Annotated in this window: 16 protein-coding genes; all 16 read right to left on the bottom strand. The window is 35.7% G+C overall.

The genetic code is table 11. The features are described from left to right. Positions 1-53: 53 nt before the first annotated feature. Positions 54-1,220: a glycosyltransferase family 4 protein gene (locus tag ACFSRY_RS10705; protein WP_377506735.1), complete on the bottom strand. Its 1,167-nt coding sequence runs from the start codon at positions 1,218-1,220 to the stop codon at positions 54-56. A 44-nt stretch (positions 1,221-1,264) separates the two neighbouring features. After that, positions 1,265-2,320, bottom strand: coding sequence for a hypothetical protein (locus ACFSRY_RS10700; RefSeq protein ID WP_377506732.1), 1,056 nt, complete (start codon positions 2,318-2,320; stop codon positions 1,265-1,267). A 7-nt stretch (positions 2,321-2,327) separates the two neighbouring features. Next, a complete protein-coding gene (locus ACFSRY_RS10695) occupies positions 2,328-3,452 on the bottom strand; it encodes a CapA family protein (RefSeq protein WP_377506729.1) in 1,125 nt (374 codons plus the stop codon). A 5-nt stretch (positions 3,453-3,457) separates the two neighbouring features. Next, a complete protein-coding gene (locus ACFSRY_RS10690) occupies positions 3,458-4,636 on the bottom strand; it encodes a glycosyltransferase (RefSeq protein WP_377506726.1) in 1,179 nt (392 codons plus the stop codon). Between the two features lie 3 nt (positions 4,637-4,639). Continuing rightward, on the bottom strand, positions 4,640-5,221 hold the full coding sequence (locus ACFSRY_RS10685; RefSeq protein WP_377506723.1) for an acyltransferase: 582 nt from the start codon (positions 5,219-5,221) through the stop codon (positions 4,640-4,642). Then, the gene (locus tag ACFSRY_RS10680) at positions 5,196-6,410 is read right to left on the bottom strand and encodes a hypothetical protein (protein WP_377506720.1); all 1,215 of its coding nucleotides are present in this window, start codon (positions 6,408-6,410) and stop codon (positions 5,196-5,198) included. Before ACFSRY_RS10680 ends, ACFSRY_RS10685 begins: the two co-directional genes overlap by 26 nt. Positions 6,411-6,575: 165 nt before the next feature. Continuing rightward, positions 6,576-7,847 carry a lipopolysaccharide biosynthesis protein gene (locus tag ACFSRY_RS10675; RefSeq protein ID WP_377506717.1) on the bottom strand — a complete coding sequence of 424 codons (1,272 nt, stop codon included), beginning with the start codon at positions 7,845-7,847 and terminating at the stop codon, positions 6,576-6,578. A gap of 36 nt (positions 7,848-7,883) precedes the next feature. Continuing rightward, positions 7,884-8,954, bottom strand: coding sequence for an NAD-dependent epimerase (locus tag ACFSRY_RS10670; protein ID WP_377506714.1), 1,071 nt, complete (start codon positions 8,952-8,954; stop codon positions 7,884-7,886). A gap of 25 nt (positions 8,955-8,979) precedes the next feature. Further along, complete coding sequence (locus ACFSRY_RS10665) at positions 8,980-10,332, bottom strand: UDP-glucose dehydrogenase family protein (protein WP_377506710.1); 1,353 nt, start codon at positions 10,330-10,332, stop codon at positions 8,980-8,982. Positions 10,333-10,352: 20 nt separating this feature from the next. Then, a complete protein-coding gene (locus ACFSRY_RS10660) occupies positions 10,353-12,683 on the bottom strand; it encodes a GumC family protein (RefSeq protein ID WP_377506707.1) in 2,331 nt (776 codons plus the stop codon). 39 nt (positions 12,684-12,722) lie between these two features. Then, positions 12,723-13,451, bottom strand: coding sequence for a polysaccharide biosynthesis/export family protein (locus ACFSRY_RS10655; protein ID WP_377506704.1), 729 nt, complete (start codon positions 13,449-13,451; stop codon positions 12,723-12,725). Positions 13,452-13,635: 184 nt separating this feature from the next. Beyond that, positions 13,636-14,187, bottom strand: a complete 552-nt coding sequence (locus ACFSRY_RS10650) for a UpxY family transcription antiterminator (RefSeq protein ID WP_377506701.1) — start codon at positions 14,185-14,187, stop codon at positions 13,636-13,638. 335 nt (positions 14,188-14,522) lie between these two features. Beyond that, positions 14,523-15,158 (bottom strand): response regulator, encoded by a 636-nt coding sequence (locus ACFSRY_RS10645; RefSeq protein ID WP_377506698.1) that lies wholly within the window; start codon positions 15,156-15,158, stop codon positions 14,523-14,525. Positions 15,159-15,509: 351 nt separating this feature from the next. Next, positions 15,510-16,211, bottom strand: a complete 702-nt coding sequence (locus ACFSRY_RS10640; RefSeq protein ID WP_377506695.1) for an SGNH/GDSL hydrolase family protein — start codon at positions 16,209-16,211, stop codon at positions 15,510-15,512. After that, the gene (locus ACFSRY_RS10635; RefSeq protein ID WP_377506692.1) at positions 16,198-16,545 is read right to left on the bottom strand and encodes an acyltransferase; all 348 of its coding nucleotides are present in this window, start codon (positions 16,543-16,545) and stop codon (positions 16,198-16,200) included. Before ACFSRY_RS10635 ends, ACFSRY_RS10640 begins: the two co-directional genes overlap by 14 nt. 504 nt (positions 16,546-17,049) lie before the next feature. Continuing rightward, on the bottom strand, positions 17,050-18,054 hold the full coding sequence (locus tag ACFSRY_RS10630; protein WP_377506689.1) for a PorP/SprF family type IX secretion system membrane protein: 1,005 nt from the start codon (positions 18,052-18,054) through the stop codon (positions 17,050-17,052). Between the last annotated feature and the right edge of the window lie 4 nt (positions 18,055-18,058).

Below are 18,058 nucleotides of genomic sequence, written 5' to 3'. Positions count from 1 at the left end.
AAGTAAACCTTCTATTGTTAGAAAAATTAGTTAAAATCTATTTAATATTTCTATTATGAGTGAGAGCTAACTTGTAACTCAAATTGTGAAGAATATGAATGGTGTTTATTTCTTTTATTAGACAAAGTTTCGTTATACAAGCGGATATAATTGTCACGCATAGTTTCTATACTAAACTTATTACGGACTGTTTGATATCCTGCTCTTCCCATTTCATGAGAAACAGTTTTGTTTGCAAGCAAGTATTTTATTTTATCTATAATTTGTTCTTCTGCTGCATAATCAACTAAGAATCCATTTTTACCATTTTCAACTACTTCATTAGTTCCACCTCCAAGCGTGGCTATTACAGGTTTTGAAGATGCCATATATTCGATAATAGAATTAGAAACTCCCTCTCCATGTTTTGTACTATTTGTCAGTAAAACACCTATGTCTATTATCTGTAAAATTGATTCTATGTCTGATCTTTTTCCAAGAAAATAAATATTCTTATTGAGAAATTCTTTAGGAACAAGAGCTTTTATCGCTTCAAGGTTTTCTCCCCCCCCAACTAATAAAAACTTTGTTTGCAAATTTTGTTTGCAAATTTTTATAGCTACTCTTATAAAAGTATGATAGTCTTTTCTCTCTTCAAAAGCTGCAACCATTGCAACTAGAAAACTTTTATCATAATTACTACCAAACAAGTCTTCTTTTACTTCAGATGGTTCATTCAAATTTTGAAATCTTTCAAAATCAATTCCATTATAAATACAGAAAGACTTTTTAACAGGTGTACGGTAAGCAGACAAACCTGCTAAACTATTAGACACAATCGCATCAGAAATAGGGAAAGTAAATAAACCCCTTATATAAAAGGGATCGTTGAGAGAAACTTTTAGTGGTGCTTGGCCAATATAACCATTAACAAACCTGATTTTTTTGAATTTTACTATTGGTGCAAGAAATACACTTGCCATACTTCCCCATGAATGTATTATATCAGGATTAAATGAAGTCACTCTTTGCCAGAGTTTTCCTAATAAAGAAAAGTCTTTTTTCCCTTTCCTTTCAAGAGCTTCAAATTTAATTGGTAAATCATACACATAATCATATTCAACTTTATTTGTTAATGATATTAAATATATATCATACTGTAGAGTATCTTTTGACAACGCTTTGATGAGTTCTAACATTCTTCTTTCGAGACCCCCTTTTATTAAGGTGTCTACAACCATCAAAATTTTCATTTATATTATAAATAAAGTATAAAAATAGCGATCTAATCAACATCTATAAATTGTGGTTGCCTTAAAGATTCATCTCCCAATAAATCTACAAGATGTAAATACTGGGGCCAATAATGTCCTTCGTGAAAATTAAGTGAATCATCCCAATAACCAGGGCAATTATAAACAGCTTTATCTACATAGGTATAACTTATTTCACAAATCATCGGATTATTGTTTTCATCATAAAGAAAATCATAAGCCATTGATTGAAACTTCATTTCCTTTGAAATTTTAAGGGCCAATTCAACACAACGTAAGTCAATAAGTTTTGGATTATTGTCAATCAAACCACTTCCGGATGCTCTAAAATCATTTTTTCTTACGAATCTTCTGAAACCAAATGCTCGGTTTCCGATAACAGTGATTCGGGTGTCAAACTTGTTATTAGGTAAGAATTCTTGAAATAAGATATAATTTTTATTTATCTGCCAATAAGGCTCTGCATCTTCTCCTCTGTATTTTCTTAATAAGTTTGCTCCCTGATGCTTGATAAAGTTTATAAGTTTGAAATCCTTTTGTTTCGTACTGCCACTTATGTAAAGATTATTAGGGTTTATACCTTCACCAAACATTTTATCAATAATTCTCTTAGCTACGTTCTTATCATTCACTAGTAACACATTTTGTGAACTCGCTCCGCCCTTTAGCTTAAATACCTTTGGGTAGGATGTTTTTTCTACCCATTCCAAAGCTTTTCTTCTATCATAAAATATCCAACATTTAATAAATGGATATTTAAACGCACTGAGTAAAAAAAATTGTTTTACTTTATCATCATAATGCCATGAAGTAGCCAAGTCTGGGAAACATTTTATATCAAAATTATTTTCAATTATAGGCATGATATCTTTAGCAATTTGATGATGATCATCCCACTGAATCCATCTATAAATGAAGATTTTAATTCTTTTTATATCATTCCAAAACGTATTGTCGTTTATGTCTATCCAGCTTGACTTTATACTATTATAACTTAAAATTACTTCATACTTAAGACAAAAAGGATCAATTTTTCCATAGCGATCTTTATGTATACCTACTTCCATTATAGAATTATTTATTTAATAAATTTAACAAGATATCTTTGTGAGCTTCACACTGTATCATGTTAAGTGTCTTGATCTTTCTATTTCCTTTAATAAATATGTTACTGAAAAACTTTAACTTAAGCAGCTTTCTTTCAATTCGGCTTAAATTGAAAATTGTAGATAAATAATATGGCCCCATCTTGTAACAAAACTGATTCCATTCCTTTTCTAGTAAATCTTGATTTATTATTACTTTGTTAATCTCAAAAATTTCTTCTAAAATGGTATTCTCCTCTTCGGGGTCTAGAAACTTTATTCCTACAAATCCATCGTTTTGTGAAAATGGCTTTATTCGAAATTCAACTTTGTTGTCATCTTTTATAAATAAATTGAGAGCAATACCAGAATACCAAGATTTATGTCTCTTGTTTTTCCAATCAAATACAAAATTTCCCAGACTATAGAAGATTGGTATATTATTATATATTTCATATCCACTTATGCAATGAGTGTGGTGGCCTACTACGACAGAAGCTCCATTTTCTGCAAAGAATCTATATGTCTCTACCATTCGAGGTGATGGATATTTATAAAATTCATTACCCCCATGAATAATAACAATTACAAAATCAGAATTTCTTTCTGCTTCTTTTACTTGTTTAAATCCTTGTGTTATACTTAAAGGATTTGCACCTGCCATTAATTTATTTGCTATCGTAAATTCATTTTCAGCTAGATTTACTAGTGCAATCTTTTTCCCCTTTACATTTAAGTAAAGAATTTTAGATGCTTGTTCAATATTCTTACCTGCTCCAACTGTCTTGATACCATTTGCTGTGCACACATCAATTGTGTTCAACAAAGCAGTACTACCATGGTCTAAAATATGATTGTTTGCTAAACAAGCCACATCTACCTTAGCTTCTTTTAAAGCACCAACTGCTCTAGTTGATGCTGCTAAATTGGGACCATTTTTACTTATTGGACTTAGATGATCTGTTAGTGGACACTCTAAATTTGTAATGTGTAAATCAATATCTTTGAACTCTTTCCGAAATTCAAGGAATGGGTTAATAGCTGAACCTTTTAAATATACATCCTCAATTTTATTAATTGGACAGAAGTCACCAGTAAGTAATAACTTAACCATATGCTTTAATCTTTAAAAAATTCTATTATTGAAGCAGTATTTTTAATATAATCAAAATTATATTTTGCTACTTTTTTTCCTTCTTTGCCCACAGCTAATGCTTTGTCATAATCATTATATACCTTATTCAACTTTGAAGTAAATGAATCAATATCATCTGGTTCAGCTATAAATGCATTCAATGAATCTTTAAAATATAAATCAACAGGTCCCACTCTCGTTATTACTACTGGTTTTCCTGTTGCTAGATATTCTCCTAATTTAGTAGGAAAACAATGCTGAGATTGTAAGTTTGAAGGCTTAGATAACACTAAAGTATCAGCACATTTCATTCTCTTTATCATTTCTTCCCTTTCTATGTATCCTGTAATTTCTATTTTATCTTCTAGTTTCTTTTTACTAATTAGCTCATAGATTTCATCTTTAGAGTCTGAAGCATTGATATCACCCATGAGTACAAGTCTTTTTGTTTTATTTTTATTTGAAAATTGATCAAAAGAGTTGACTAAGTTTAATATACCGTCCTTCGTTTGATTTAAAGCTCCTGCATATACTATTTCATTAGTAAGCCTTATATTTTGTTGGTTTTGGTTAAACTGATTAAGATCAACAATAATAGGCACAACTAAAAACCTACAGTTATTTCTAGTCTTTGTTTGTAAGTATTCCTTCAGGCTTTCAGAAATTACAATTATTCCGTCAAATAACTTATAAATACTATTGATGTACAGCTTTTTATAGAGTTTATTTAAAAAAGTATCCCGTATAAAAATTAAAGGAAATTCGCTCTTTTCTTGGAATAGTTTATTGCCTACTAATAATGAAGTACACTTACATATTAGTATATGTGGTACATCATTACTAACTACTAATAGAACATCCTTTTTTTTAATGTTTGTAATCAGAAAGAAGAAAGTTTTTAAGATTGAAGTGAAGTCATCAATTCTTCGTCTTATAAATGTTTTACTTCTTAAAGTTGAAGCAGAAAAGTATCTAAAGTTTATTCCATCTTTATCACCTAAAGTATCTTTATTGATTTTTGAATTGTACTTTTCCGTAGCTCTTGGGATCAATATTTGTACTGGTATTCCTTGCTCAATAAAGCCTTTGGCATACAATGTAATTCTTGCAGTACAGGCCATACCATTAGGAAAAGGTTCATTCAATACAATATATATTTTCATTTGTTAATGTTCTATTTGTGCTAAGTTTTTTATCACCTTACATGGATTTCCTGCAGCTACTACGTTTGCTGGAATACTCTTTGTGACTACACTATTAGCTCCAATTACTGAATTCGATCCTATAGTTACTCCTTTAAGTACAACACTGTTTACTCCTAACCATACATGATCTTCAATAATAATTTCAGATGGAGTACTAGCCCGTGGATCATCTAAATGCCAATCCGAATCAGTAATTAATGTGTTAGCTCCACATCTTACATTGTTACCTATCTTTATTCCTTTAAAAGCACCTATCACTGTACCACTAAAACCACAATTATTCCCTATTTCTATAGTTGCAGATTTTTCTTGCGTTGAAATCATGCAGGGTCTATTAACCCCTATCCAGTTGGATACAGTCCCTGATCTAAATGTACATCCTTTACCTATTGTTATTGAAGAATTTTTGGTCTTAAAAAAATGGGTTCTACCATAAAATTTATTCTTTATACCTAATTTTACTCCCCATAAATAAGCTGTTAAAATGTTAATATTTCCTATTATTCTATTTGTAATTTCAAGTATCCAATGTAGCTTTCTCATTAATACTGCATTTTATTTGTTCATATTTGGTTAATCTATTTTCTGTTAATAATGCATCTCTGATTATATTGATGTTAAAGCTTTTATTATTAACATATATTCCACCTATGATCAATGAAATAAAATAATAGTATAGAGTTGAACTAATTGTTACATAAATTGCAAATCCTGCACATGCTAAAACCCAAAAGAACAATATATATTTTCCTTTATCAGCTTCCCCGTTATTAATTGGTATCTTCTTGAATAAAGCCTTAACTATAAAGCAGAAATAAATAATGCATGTTGGTAAACCGAACCACCACATGATTAATATGAATTGATTATCTAGCCATTGATAAGGCCCATCCTTGTAACCCGACCAATTCCACGTAATAAGGGGGCCTTCACCTGTTATTATAGAGGTTACATCATACTGAGAAAAAAACTCTTCTAATTGATCGCTTCTACTATCTTCATCTACTCGATTGATAAAAATCTGTGCAAAGCTTTCGAAGGAATTATAAAATGATGAACTTATTAAAAAATAATAAATGCATCCTAATATTATGCTCAAACTAAAATATATTAAGATGCTATTGCTTTGATTTTTTAAGTCATGCTTTATTTTAATACAGACAAAAATGGTCACTATGGCTAAATAGCTCCTTGAAGCAATAGTAAAAGCAAATAAAGCAAGCAGTAATATTATAATATATTTTTTAATAATTTCAACACTGCTGCCATTTTTATTCTCTTGAAAAAAATAGTAGGGATAAATCCATATTAAATTAATTGTCGTATCTCTTATGGCATAAAGAGCTTCATTTCTATTTTCAACAGATCCAAGGGAGTAAATTTGTATTAAATTTACTCCTATAAAAAAATAACATATATATAGGAAAACCTTAAATACTTTTACTCTATATTTTTCATTACCCGCGAAGTATAAAATTCCAATGTTAATCCATGTGCCTACTCCTTTAGGAGAATATAATAAACTTGGTTTCTTTACAACTATACTAATATCATTTATGGAAGCTAGAAATACTAGAAGTACTAAGGTTATATAACAAAAATTTACAAATTTTGGAAAACGGTTGTTGTATTTTATGAAACTTATTATACTCACTATAGATATAATGCCATCACCTATATACCCTATCTGATGATACCATCTGTATACCTCATCGACTGTTATTATTTCCATATCTATTTGGTATAAAAAGGTATAAATTACCTTACATATTATACCTAACATTAAAATAACAAATATGGGCTGGTTTTTATTTATCTTATACAATGTTGATAATATAAATATTTGAATAAATATTCATTTGTCTTATAGCACTTTTAATCTATAAGAACAAGAAAGTCAAATTATTTTATGACTTTTTTTATAATAAAATAACATACAACTAATATAAATACATCCACCTGCCAATCTGGAATAAACGGCACCTTGCGCACCAAATTGAGGAATTAGAATCAAACTAGCTAGCAGTACAATAAACCCAACTATAAAAGAACTATTTCTTATCTGTTTACCTTTACCATGCGCACCAAGAAACCGATTATAAAAATCTGCTATACCATACAATGCTATACTAATACTTAGAACAAAATTTAATTGAATAACCGGTTCAAACTCCTTCCCATAATAATAATTTATAAATATGGGCACAAGTATCCACGATAGAATCAAAGAAATGAACGTAAGAAATAAAGTAAAATAAATCAGTTTATTGGGAATTACACTTTGGGAAGCGAAATCTTTATAATGTGTTGTGGCTATTGTATTTGGAATGAATTGTAAAGGACTACAAAAAGTGAAGGCTAATGCAAAATAGCCTACACCTGAGTTATCATGACTATAATAACTTATTATAATTCCTGTTAACTGTGCTATTCCTACTCCAAAAACAGAACCTAAATAAATATGAAGTCCAAACGATTTATTCAAGTTCCATAGCTCATTTACTCTATGTTTAAAATTTTTAAATGAAACCTTTAATTTCTTTATTATATAGAAGTATACTATGATTTGTGTAATAATAAAAAAGAACCAGACTAATTCTAGTTTATATTTTTCAATGTTTATAAAGAAGTAGTAAATAATGAATGAAGAAGTTAGGAACCCCACTTTGGGTAACAATCTAGATATTGAAAGTAGTCCAATTTTATTATCTGCTTGAAATAATACTTCAAAATAGTTTATTAGAAGATATAGCCAACCAAAAGGTATAAGTAATAGTAGAAGGTTATTTAAACCTTTACTTTTTATATTTACATCTAAATAAGAATATATTATAAGAAAAGCTGCCATCACTAAAAACAGCATTAATAAAATTACTAGTGTTGCACCATAGTATTCTCTATTCTTTTGTTTGTCTTCGTTCAAGACTAAAGCTCTATTTGCTGCCTGAAAGAAACCTGTTGAAAAAATTACTACAGCAAAAAGAAAAAGGCTATTTAGAAATTGGTAATCTCCATAAAGTTTTGATCCTAAAAATCCAGTCAATACCACACTTGTTACTATTCCTATTGGTATACTTGCTAGCGTAACGGAAAAAAGAGTAAGTATTTGCTTAATTCTTCCGCTTCTTAAATACCTTTCACTGTAGGAATTAATACTGCTAATGATCATTTAAATTAGAAAAGTAGTTTGCATCTGAATCTTAAATTAAACTGCACTTCTCTCTTGTACTTCATAATGTTCTTTGTACCACAAGACAAATTTTGAAATTCCGCATTGGATAGAAGTACTAGGGTTATAATTAAAACTTTCTATCAACTCATCAATATTAGCCCAAGTGGCTTCAACATCTCCAGGTTGAGTATCCTTCATCTCCATTAATGCATTTTTTTTCATTCCTTTTTCAATCTCTTTGATAAAACTTATCAACTCTACAGGATTATTATTCCCAATATTGAATATGCGGTATGGAGCTGTTGATCGTGATGGATTGGGTGACTTCCCGTTCCAGGAATTATCTGGCTCAGCTGGTTTTTGCATTACATTGATTATACCATTTACTATGTCATCTATATATGTAAAATCTCTTTTCATTTTGCCATAATTGAAAACCTGTATTGGCTTATTATCTGAAATTGCTTTTGTAAACAGGAAGTAAGCCATATCAGGTCTTCCCCATGGGCCGTAAACTGTGAAAAAGCGAAGGCCTGAAGTAGGTATTCTATACAAATGGCTATAAGTATGAGCCATTAATTCATTTGCTTTCTTACTTGCTGCATATAGTGAAACAGGATGGTCAACGTTGTCCTGTACCGAGAAAGGCATCTTTTCATTCAAACCGTACACACTAGATGAGCTAGCATAGACTAAATGTTTTACAGGATTATGTCGGCAAATTTCTAAAATATTTAAAAAACTCACCAAGTTTGATTGTGCATAAGCATCAGGATTTTGAATAGAATATCTTACACCTGCCTGTGCTGCTAAATGTATTACAACTTCAAAATTTTCTCTAGCACTAAGAGACATCAATTCCCCTTTATTTTCTATGTTCATTCGCACAAAGCGGTATTTTGGATATTTATGACTCCTTGCTTCCCTGTGCCATAACACTTCTTCTTCTAATATGCCACTTTCATTAAGCCTCGCAAATTTCAACGCTGGATCATAGTAATTATTGATGTTATCAATGCCTACTACTTCATGGCCTATTTCCAGTAATGCACAGGCTAGGTGAAAGCCAATAAAACCAGCACTACCAGTAACTAAAATTTTCATTTTATATAAATTATTGAAATTACTTCTAAATTATAATTGTGTCTAACTGATGCTGCACGAAACGTTTGATGCCGATACCGTAGTAGGTAAATCCTTTTTCACACATCTCTGTAGCATCATAGATGTTTCTGCCGTCGAAGACCACCTTCTCTTTCATCAGCTTTTTTACTACTGTAAAGTTAGGGGATCTAAACTCCGGCCATTCTGTTACCAGCAAGAGAGCATCAGCATCAATAAGCGTCTCATACTCATCCTTGCCATACTCAATGCTGTCGCCAAGCGTATGCCTGGCTTCTTCCATGGCTACAGGATCATAGGCTTTTACTTTTGCTCCCTGCTCGAGTAGCTTCTGAATGATTACCAGCGATGGCGCCTCCCGCATATCATCTGTCTTAGGCTTGAAAGAAAGGCCCCAGACAGCAAAGGTCTTGCCTGCCAGTTCTCCGTTGTAGTGCGTGTTGATCTTGTTGAAGAGCACTGACTTCTGGTTCTCGTTCACTTCTTCTACTGATTTCAGCACGCGCATCTCATAACCGTTCTCCCCTGCTGTACGGATGAGCGCCTTTACATCTTTTGGAAAGCAGCTTCCCCCGTAGCCGATGCCCGGGTAGATGAACTTGTTGCCTATTCTGGCATCAGAGCCTATTCCTTTTCTAACCATGTTCACGTCTGCTCCCATGATTTCACAAAGATTGGCAATATCATTCATGAAGGAGATCTTAGTAGCCAACATGGCATTGGCTGCATACTTGGTCATCTCAGCAGAAGGAATGTCCATGAAGATCAAAGGGTGGCCGTTCATCAGGAAAGGCTTGTAGAGCTTCTTCATCACTTCTTCTGCTTTCTCTGAGGCCACACCTACTACGATCCTGTCTGGCTTTAAGAAGTCATTGATAGCCGCACCTTCTTTTAAGAACTCAGGATTAGAAGCTACATCAAAGGCAATGTTCTCTCCTCTTGCAGCCAGTTCTTCTTCTATGGCAGCACGTACTTTATTGGCAGTACCTACTGGCACTGTGCTCTTGGTAACTACTACCATGTAATTGGTCATGTTCTGACCAATGGCACGGGCTACAGCCAGCACGTACTTCAGATCAGCAGAGCCATCTTCTCCCGGAGGGGTACCTACGGCAATGAAAGCAGCATCGCAGCCCTGGATGCTGGCAGGAAGATCAGTAGAGAAAGAAAGACGCTCTTTGAGTGTGTTACGCTGCACCATCTCTTCCAGACCCGGCTCATATATCGGCAGGATACCCTGCTTGAGGTTCTCGATCTTCTTTGCGTCTATGTCGATGCAGGTAACATCGATACCTACCTCCGCAAAACAGGTGCCTGTCACCAAGCCAACATATCCCGTACCAATTACTGCTATTCTCATTTTTATTTATTGTTATCTATTTACGCTCTTGCAAAAGCTTTTCTTTTCTTACCCTTAGGGTTTTCTGTATATCCATAGCCGTATCCATACCCATAGTTATAACCTGCTCTTTCAGAAACAGAATTAAGTACCAAATTCATATTCTTGAATTTGCTCTCCTTATAAAGGGAGTCCACCAATGGTAGATGTGATTTGAGGGTGTAGTTGTGTCTTAGGATGTAGATGGTTGTATCCGCCTGCTGCTCCAGAATTTGTGCATCTGTTACTACACCTACCGGTGGGGCATCTACAATAATGTAATCAAAAGTCGCTCGCAGGCTCTGGAAAAGTTCATCTAAACGTCCCTTTGTTAACAACTCTGCTGGGTTAGGAGGGATGGTGCCACAGGTAATAATATAATAGTTTTCCTGTCCTGGTACTGGTTGTATGATCTCATCTAAGCTTGCTTGCCCTGTCAGGTAATTGCTGATGCCCAGGTTGTTCTGGATATTGAGCGAAGCATGAAGTTTAGGCTTGCGCATGTCCATTTCCAGGATAATTGTTTTCTTGTCTATCATGGCCAGACTAGCACCTAGATTCAAGGATATAAATGTTTTCCCTTCGCCAGTCATGCTGGATGTGAAGAGAATCGTTTGTAAGGCCTGGCCAGGAGAAGCAAAAGCTAAGTTCGTTCTTAAAGCTCTAATTTGTTCCCCTATGATAGTTTGCTCTTTACTGGTAATCACTAAAGCTTCTTCATGTTCTGAATAGGAAATTTCTGCTAGAATAGGAGCTTTCGTTGCTTTTTCTATTTCCTGTCTGCTACTGATCTTATTGTTAAGCAAGTCTTTGATGAAGATGATGCCAAACGGAACTGCCAAGCCTACTAAGCCAAATAGTAACAATATCTTTGTCTTGCTCGGGCTTACTGGTTTGTTTTTGCTTCGGGCTCTGTCAATGATGCGACTATCAGATACCGCTGAAGCATAGGAGAGGGCGGTTTCTTCTCTTTTCTGTAAAAGGAAAGTATACAGGTTGTTTTTAATGGCTTGCTGGCGGGTTATATCTACTAATTTTCGCTCCTTACCTGGTATTGTTTTAATGGTGCTTTCTATTCTTGCATTCTGGCCTTCAAGTTTTTGCCTGGTGATGGCCAAACTTTTTTGAAACGTTTGAATATTTTCACTTAAGTTGATCTTGACATTCCTGATCTGTTCATCTATTGCCAACATCAATGGATTGTCTTCCTTTACGAGTTTTACAGTTTGCTCCCGCTTCGCTTCCAGCTCTACCAACTGATTTATGAGTGCCAGCAGGGTAGGGTCATTTATCCCCAGGGTTGCAGGTACTGTTCCTGCGGTGTTATTTTTGCGCAGTACATAGTCGTACACACTGTTTAGAACACTCTCCTGTATCTTGATCTGGTTTAATTGCAGGTCGTTTTGTTGAACACTCTCTAAGAATAATTTAGATTCTGTGCTGATGTCTGTGATACCTTCCGAAGCCTTATATGCTTCTACATTTTTTTCTACTTCAGTCAGGTCTTCTGATACAAGTTTCAGGCGATTCTCAATAAAAGTAAGCGTATTAGCTGCTACTCTATTTTTATCTTCTAAACCTGCCTGGTTATAGACATCTACTAACTTGTTTAAGATGTCGATGCCTTTCTGCGGTACAGCACTTTCCAGCGACATGTTGAGCACAGTAGACATTTTGCTGCTGGCTTCTACTGTTAAGAGCTCCATGTAATTTTCTGTTACAGCAGATACAGGTCTGATAGTAACAAATAACTCTTTTACATCCGGGGCATTGCCAGTCAGGCTGATCAGGATTGTACCGTAAGCTGAGCTTACTTCTTTATCAAAAGCTACTTCGTTGCCGTTTAACAGAAAAGTTTTATCATTGATGATTTTCAACTCAAGCGGCTCTGCATCTTCGCCTGGATCAGATGGCTTTACAACTGTAACTTTTACGGGGCTGCTTACGCCATAAAGCTCAATATTCTTTAATTGTTCGCTTTTATAGTAATGAACCGGCAGGTTAAGGTCTGTTACAACCTGCTCCATTAAGGTATAAGACTTCAGGATATCGATTTCGTTATCCACTACCTTTGTGCCGGAGAAGATGTTGAGTTGCTTCAGCATGTCGTCCTGGCCTAAACCTTTCTTATCGTCTTTTATGAGCACGCTGCTGTTGATGCTGTAAATAGGGGCCTGTGTTTTCAGGTACAGAAATCCTGCTCCAAGTGCCAGTACAAATGATATGACAAACCATTTCCAGTGGACCAGGTATTTGTACAGGATCTCAGCAAGGTCAATGGTTTCTTCTTCCTGCTGCTTGAATAAGATCTTATTTAAGTCGGTATTGTTCATCTTTATATAAAAATAAAAGGCAGTAAGATCTGGAATGGATTAGCGTGTTAGAGAAGTAACAATAACAGTAAGCAAGCTAAGCCCGCTGAGTACAACCGGAATGAGTTGAACTGTTCTGTCGCTTGACATCACTTTACTTTTCGTAGGCTCCACATACACGACATCGTTTGCCTGCAGGTAATAATAGGGGGAGTTAAACAGATCACGCTCGGTAAGGTCTACCTGTGAGAAAACACGCTTGCCATCAACTTCACGAATAACCTGCACATTATTTCTCTTCCCGTATATAGTCAAATCTCCTGCCAAGGCTATAGCCTCCGGCAAAGTAATCTTTTCGTTGGGGATGGTATATAAAGCTGGTCTGGTTACTTCACCCAACACAGAGATCTTAAAGTTCAGGATGCGGATATTAACTGTAGGCTGTTGCAGGTATTTATCCAGGTGTTTTGTCACCAGATCTGTGGCCTCACTTGTACTTAAGCCCGCTAATTTTACTTTTCCAACCAACGGGAGCGAAATAAAGCCTTCTTCATTGATCAAATAGCCATTTGCCGGAGAAGGGGCAGTAGATTGTGTTGTTTGCTGCTGCGTTGTAGCGTTGGCTTGTAGGTAAGGATTAAACATGGCACTGGCTTCAGGGCTTAAGCTGCTCACCATTATAGAAAGTATATCACCTGGCTGCAATTTAGATACATGTTTTTGCGCGATTGTTTGCGTCTCGTTTCCGGATTGGTCTGCCTGAAAATAGATTACTTCTTTCTGGCTCACACAAGAACAGCAAAGGATGCATAGTAAAAGCAGGGGCTTACTAAAAAAAGAAAAGCGTTTGTACTTGAAAATCATAAAGGGTGTAGAAGTATTATATAAGAGAACCGTAGTTTGAGTAGAGCGAAGTTTGAATTTATAGCCTTAAAGGGTGCAAGTTAAAACATTGGCAGCAGGTATAAAACTCTTAGTTTGTCTGCAGCGTCTTTACCAGTTGCAAGTTGCGCTTGCTGATGGCTACCAGTGCTAATCCCATACTTGTTATTTGCAGGATTGCCTCGTTGCCTCTAACTGCTACCACTTCTCCTTCCAGGTCTGAAAAAGGAAGGCTTCTGACCTTTACCACATCCCCCGCATTTAAACTTATTTCCTGTACACTCACGCTTTCGTGCTCTTTAAGGAAATCTGCGACGGCATTTATCTCTTCCTGTTTGATAGCGGCAGGTTTACCCAGGTGGTAAACATAGTTCAGCACTCCAGGCACGCTTCTTACTTCCCACTTCTGTTTTTCGGCAACCTTTACAAAAACATAGGATTTGAACAGGGGTTCTATGATGGTTTTTTTTCTGTCACTCCACTGGCGCACCACCTTTGTAGTGGGGCAGTAATTTTCTATTCCCGCCTGGCTTAACATGCCCGCCACTTTTTTCTCCCAGCGCGGCTTTGTGTAGATGGCGTACCAGTTCTTTTCCTCCATGTTATCAAGCGTGTTGAATGCTAAAAGATATGGCTTCGCCATTCTGGCTCACACGCCATTGCTTCTGATCAGTAAAAAACATATTGATTTTTTGAACAAGAGCACCTTAAATATAAGGCAGCTACATATCTTCTTTTTAAAGATATATATTAGATAAAATCTATATTCTGTGTGTTTTGTTCTATGATTTTCACTTCAGGGTATGGCTTCGCCATTCTGGGTGACAATACTTTGGCAAAAGTAGGTAAAATGTTGCGAGGCTACGTATGAAGGGGTGAAAAAGTTGTGTAGATATTTTAGGTAATTGTATGTCACTATTTTCGTGACAATAGTGGCAGGTAGAAGTGACTTGTAAAGGTCAGGCCTTTAAGTGTAGCTTATAGGATCAGGTTGTTTTTAAAACAATACCGCAACAGGTCTGCGTTTGTGCTGAAGCCCATTTTTTTATACATCCTGTTTTTATAAGTGGTAGCGGTACTGACAGTAATATTCAAAGTCTCCGCAATCTGCTTTAAGGTAGTACCTGTAGCTAGCTGCTGCATAATGTCAAATTCACGGTTTGATAGTGCCGCGTGCTTACTCTCCTCGCCATTGTTTCCTGCCATCCAGTTTGCCAGCTGCTCTGCCAGTGCAAATGGTATATACTTTCCGCCGGTTCGGATCATCTGTACTGCTTTTACCAGTTCTTCGGTAGGAGAGTCTTTCCTGAGATAGCCTGAAGCACCTAGCTTTAGGGAACGCAAGGCATAGTCCTGGGCCGGGTGCATGCTAAGCATAAGCACAGGCAGGTTCTGAAAGTGCTTTTTAAGGTCTTTCAATATATCAAGACCATGCATGCCTGGAATGTTGATGTCTAAGAGTACGATATCTATTTTATGTTTCTCAACTAAGCGAAGGACATTACCCCCATGATCTGTTTCAGCTACAACAGTTATTTCTGGCTCGCTGTGCAGTACTTTCTTGATACCTTCCCTGATCAGGGCAAAATTGTCTGCTATAAGTATCTTCGCCATTCGTCGTGTGTTAGGTAAGCAGGAAATCAAATAGCTGCCAGGTAAATGGCAGGCATTTTTGTAAAGCTACGCTCAAAGAATCTAATTGCTTTATATTTTGCAAAAATTAAATATAAATTGTTAAATATAGGATAAAAACTTTAATTTCCTTGTTGCAACATTTAAGATTTTAGGATCACTACTGAGGATGAGGGACTTAAACTTTAAAAGTTTTCTAAAGTTTTTGAATTGATTCCATACCCCTGCAGGTAAGAACACCTGAAAGGGTATGCGGGGCAGTGCAGTGATTGTTACTTCATCTGTATAGATGCAGCCATACTCGATGGTACAGTATAAGTAGGGTGGTCTTGTTCAATTTTTTAGAATATGATTTTTTAGTCCTTCAACATAAATGCTATATCCTGAAGCTGTTAAATGAGTTCCGTCACTGGTATATGTTGGGTTGATACCTTTCAATGAATAATCATATAACTTCCTGTGTATATCAATATATATGTAGTTCTCCGAACCTGCACAAATGTCTCTTAATGCTTTATTGAAGGTGATTATCTTACTGTTAATGAAGGTTCTTTCATGAAAGACAGGAAAAAGACTTACAATGTAAGTTCTCTCACTTTTAAGCTCCGAAAGGATCTTTTTATAATTAGTGATAGTATTTTCTACTGATCGGTATTTTAGATCATTATATCCTAATTGGATAACCGTATAAGTGGGATTTAGAGATAAGATATTCTTTTCTAATCTGAATAATACTCCTTTTGTAGTCTCGCCATTGAGCGCTCTGTTAGCGACAGTCGAAGTATGATGCAGTTCAAATTCTGGTATTCCATAGGTGTGGCTATCTCCAATTAAAAGGAAATCGCACTCCTTTATCTCTGAATTTTGTTCTTCATAAGCTAAAATCTGGCTTTTATGTTTTCTAATTATTTGCTTTTCCAAGCCAAAAACCGGAGCAGCTATTTTGATTACTATATCACGTAAGTTATGATACTCCAAATAACTTACTAACATTACTAGAGCAAGAATTAAGACACCTGGATTAACTCTTAGCAAGTTGACCAAATCTTTTTGTTCCTATACCAGATTTGATTATTCTGCCGGGATTACCTGCTACTATACTGTTAGCAGGCACATCTTTCGTAATAACAGTTCCGGAACCTACAATTACATTATCTCCAATTCGTAAGCCAGGTAACACAATTGCATTTATGCCGATAAAGCAAGACTTACCAATGAAGGTATCACAATGTATGTTTCTTGTAAAATCATGAGATAAGATAACAGCACCAGCTGCTACATAACTTCTTTCTCCTATATGGATGCCCTTGGGATATGTTTTATCTAAACGTGCCCTCAAAGAAATGCGGCAAGATTTATGGATATCCATTCCGTAAAGTTTAGTAAAAAACATGTGCCTGAAAGAGATAAAGACAAGCCTTATGAATGTTCTAGCTTTAGACATTGATCAAACTTTTATTATTACGAATAAATTCTATTTTAAATAGCGCCGCGTGTTTACTCTCTTCGCTCTAATTTCCTGTCACCTAGTTTTCCAACTACTCTGCCAATGATAATGAGGTGTTCTCTTCTCCGATGCGTATTATCTGTACTACTTTTAAAGTAACTTCGTCAAAACAAAAACTAGCAGGCAAACGGCAGGCGTTCTTGTAAGTCTATGCTTAGCATATATCACTATTCTGGATTCTATACAAATTAGTTTTAAGTATTATATTTTTTATAAATTATTTACTTTTTATGATATGTTATTCAGGTTATACGATAACAACTGATGATGAGGTGTCAAAAATAGGAACAAGATTAGATAATTTTTATTCCACACCCCTGCAGGTAAGAACACCTGAAAAGTTATGTAATGGAGGGCATGTGAGGCTTACCAGATCCAGCTCGGGCAGAGCACTCTCTGTGCATTATTTAGCTTTAGGCCAAGAACAATTTCATGAGTGTTAGCGCTAACCCTGTTTAGGTCAGAAGTGGTAATGTCTTGTGAGTAACTGACATCAAGCATGTGGTTTAAGTAAACACCAACTGTTGCTGCCACCGCATCCTTATGGCGATAGGAGGCGCCTAACCAAAAGCGTTCGGCATACATCAGTTTCGTGTTCACATCCACCATAGTAAGTCCGTTATCAGCCATTTTTACCATGACTGAAGGTGTAAGGGTTACCAAATCAGATGCTCTGACTCTGACACCGCCAGTAGCATAATAGTGCTTTTGCAATGCTGCACCTGGTCTACTTGCAGCGTTGTCGGAACTACTTCTTAGGAGCTGCATACCTGATACCCCCACATAAAAGCTTTGGCTGTATAACCAGATTCCAACACCAAGGTCCACTTTATTCATGTTCCCTATGTCACCTGCCACAAAAGGATCATCAGGGGTAAGTAGATTCAAGGCATTTTTATTTAACCGGTATTGCGTTAAGCCTGCTACAACACCACCCGACATATTGATTTCTCTTGTCAGAGGCAGGTGATAAGCATAGTTAAGATTCAGGGAGAAAGTTCTGAGTAATCCGGACTTATCCATTTGAGCTATAGCGCCAATTCCGTGATGTGGTTTTACATAGAACCGGTTGTTCTTATTGGCTCCTGACCCGGCGGAAGAACCTCTGCCACGCATACTCAGGCGCTTGACATTTCTGTCGTTTTTATTCAGGGATGAGTGAATGCTGGTATAGAAGCTTGTTGGTGCTCCTTCCAGACCTATCCACTGATTCCGGTACCCGGCACGCACATCGGTGTAATTTTCAATACCTGCCACAGCCGGGTTTAAGAGGAAGTTATTCTGCGTATACTGCGTTCGCTGTGGCATTTGCTGAGCACACACAGTTACGGTTAAAGTAACCAGGAAAAGTAAAGAAAAAATTAACTTCATGTTG

Source organism: Pontibacter locisalis (genome assembly GCF_042684605.1).
Classification (GTDB): Bacteria; Bacteroidota; Bacteroidia; order Cytophagales; family Hymenobacteraceae; genus Pontibacter; species Pontibacter locisalis.
This window is presented reverse-complemented; position numbering and strand designations above follow the sequence as displayed.

Coding starts and splice junctions, on each gene's coding strand:
- ACFSRY_RS10705 (WP_377506735.1), bottom strand. CDS start 1,220: ATGGTTGTAGACACCTTAATAAAAGGGGGTCTCGAAAGAAGAATGTTA.
- ACFSRY_RS10700 (WP_377506732.1), bottom strand. CDS start 2,320: ATGGAAGTAGGTATACATAAAGATCGCTATGGAAAAATTGATCCTTTT.
- ACFSRY_RS10695 (WP_377506729.1), bottom strand. CDS start 3,452: ATGGTTAAGTTATTACTTACTGGTGACTTCTGTCCAATTAATAAAATT.
- ACFSRY_RS10690 (WP_377506726.1), bottom strand. CDS start 4,636: ATGAAAATATATATTGTATTGAATGAACCTTTTCCTAATGGTATGGCC.
- ACFSRY_RS10685 (WP_377506723.1), bottom strand. CDS start 5,221: ATGAGAAAGCTACATTGGATACTTGAAATTACAAATAGAATAATAGGA.
- ACFSRY_RS10680 (WP_377506720.1), bottom strand. CDS start 6,410: ATGGAAATAATAACAGTCGATGAGGTATACAGATGGTATCATCAGATA.
- ACFSRY_RS10675 (WP_377506717.1), bottom strand. CDS start 7,847: ATGATCATTAGCAGTATTAATTCCTACAGTGAAAGGTATTTAAGAAGC.
- ACFSRY_RS10670 (WP_377506714.1), bottom strand. CDS start 8,954: ATGAAAATTTTAGTTACTGGTAGTGCTGGTTTTATTGGCTTTCACCTA.
- ACFSRY_RS10665 (WP_377506710.1), bottom strand. CDS start 10,332: ATGAGAATAGCAGTAATTGGTACGGGATATGTTGGCTTGGTGACAGGC.
- ACFSRY_RS10660 (WP_377506707.1), bottom strand. CDS start 12,683: ATGAACAATACCGACTTAAATAAGATCTTATTCAAGCAGCAGGAAGAA.
- ACFSRY_RS10650 (WP_377506701.1), bottom strand. CDS start 14,187: ATGGCGAAGCCATATCTTTTAGCATTCAACACGCTTGATAACATGGAG.
- ACFSRY_RS10645 (WP_377506698.1), bottom strand. CDS start 15,158: ATGGCGAAGATACTTATAGCAGACAATTTTGCCCTGATCAGGGAAGGT.
- ACFSRY_RS10635 (WP_377506692.1), bottom strand. CDS start 16,545: ATGGATATCCATAAATCTTGCCGCATTTCTTTGAGGGCACGTTTAGAT.
- ACFSRY_RS10630 (WP_377506689.1), bottom strand. CDS start 18,054: ATGAAGTTAATTTTTTCTTTACTTTTCCTGGTTACTTTAACCGTAACT.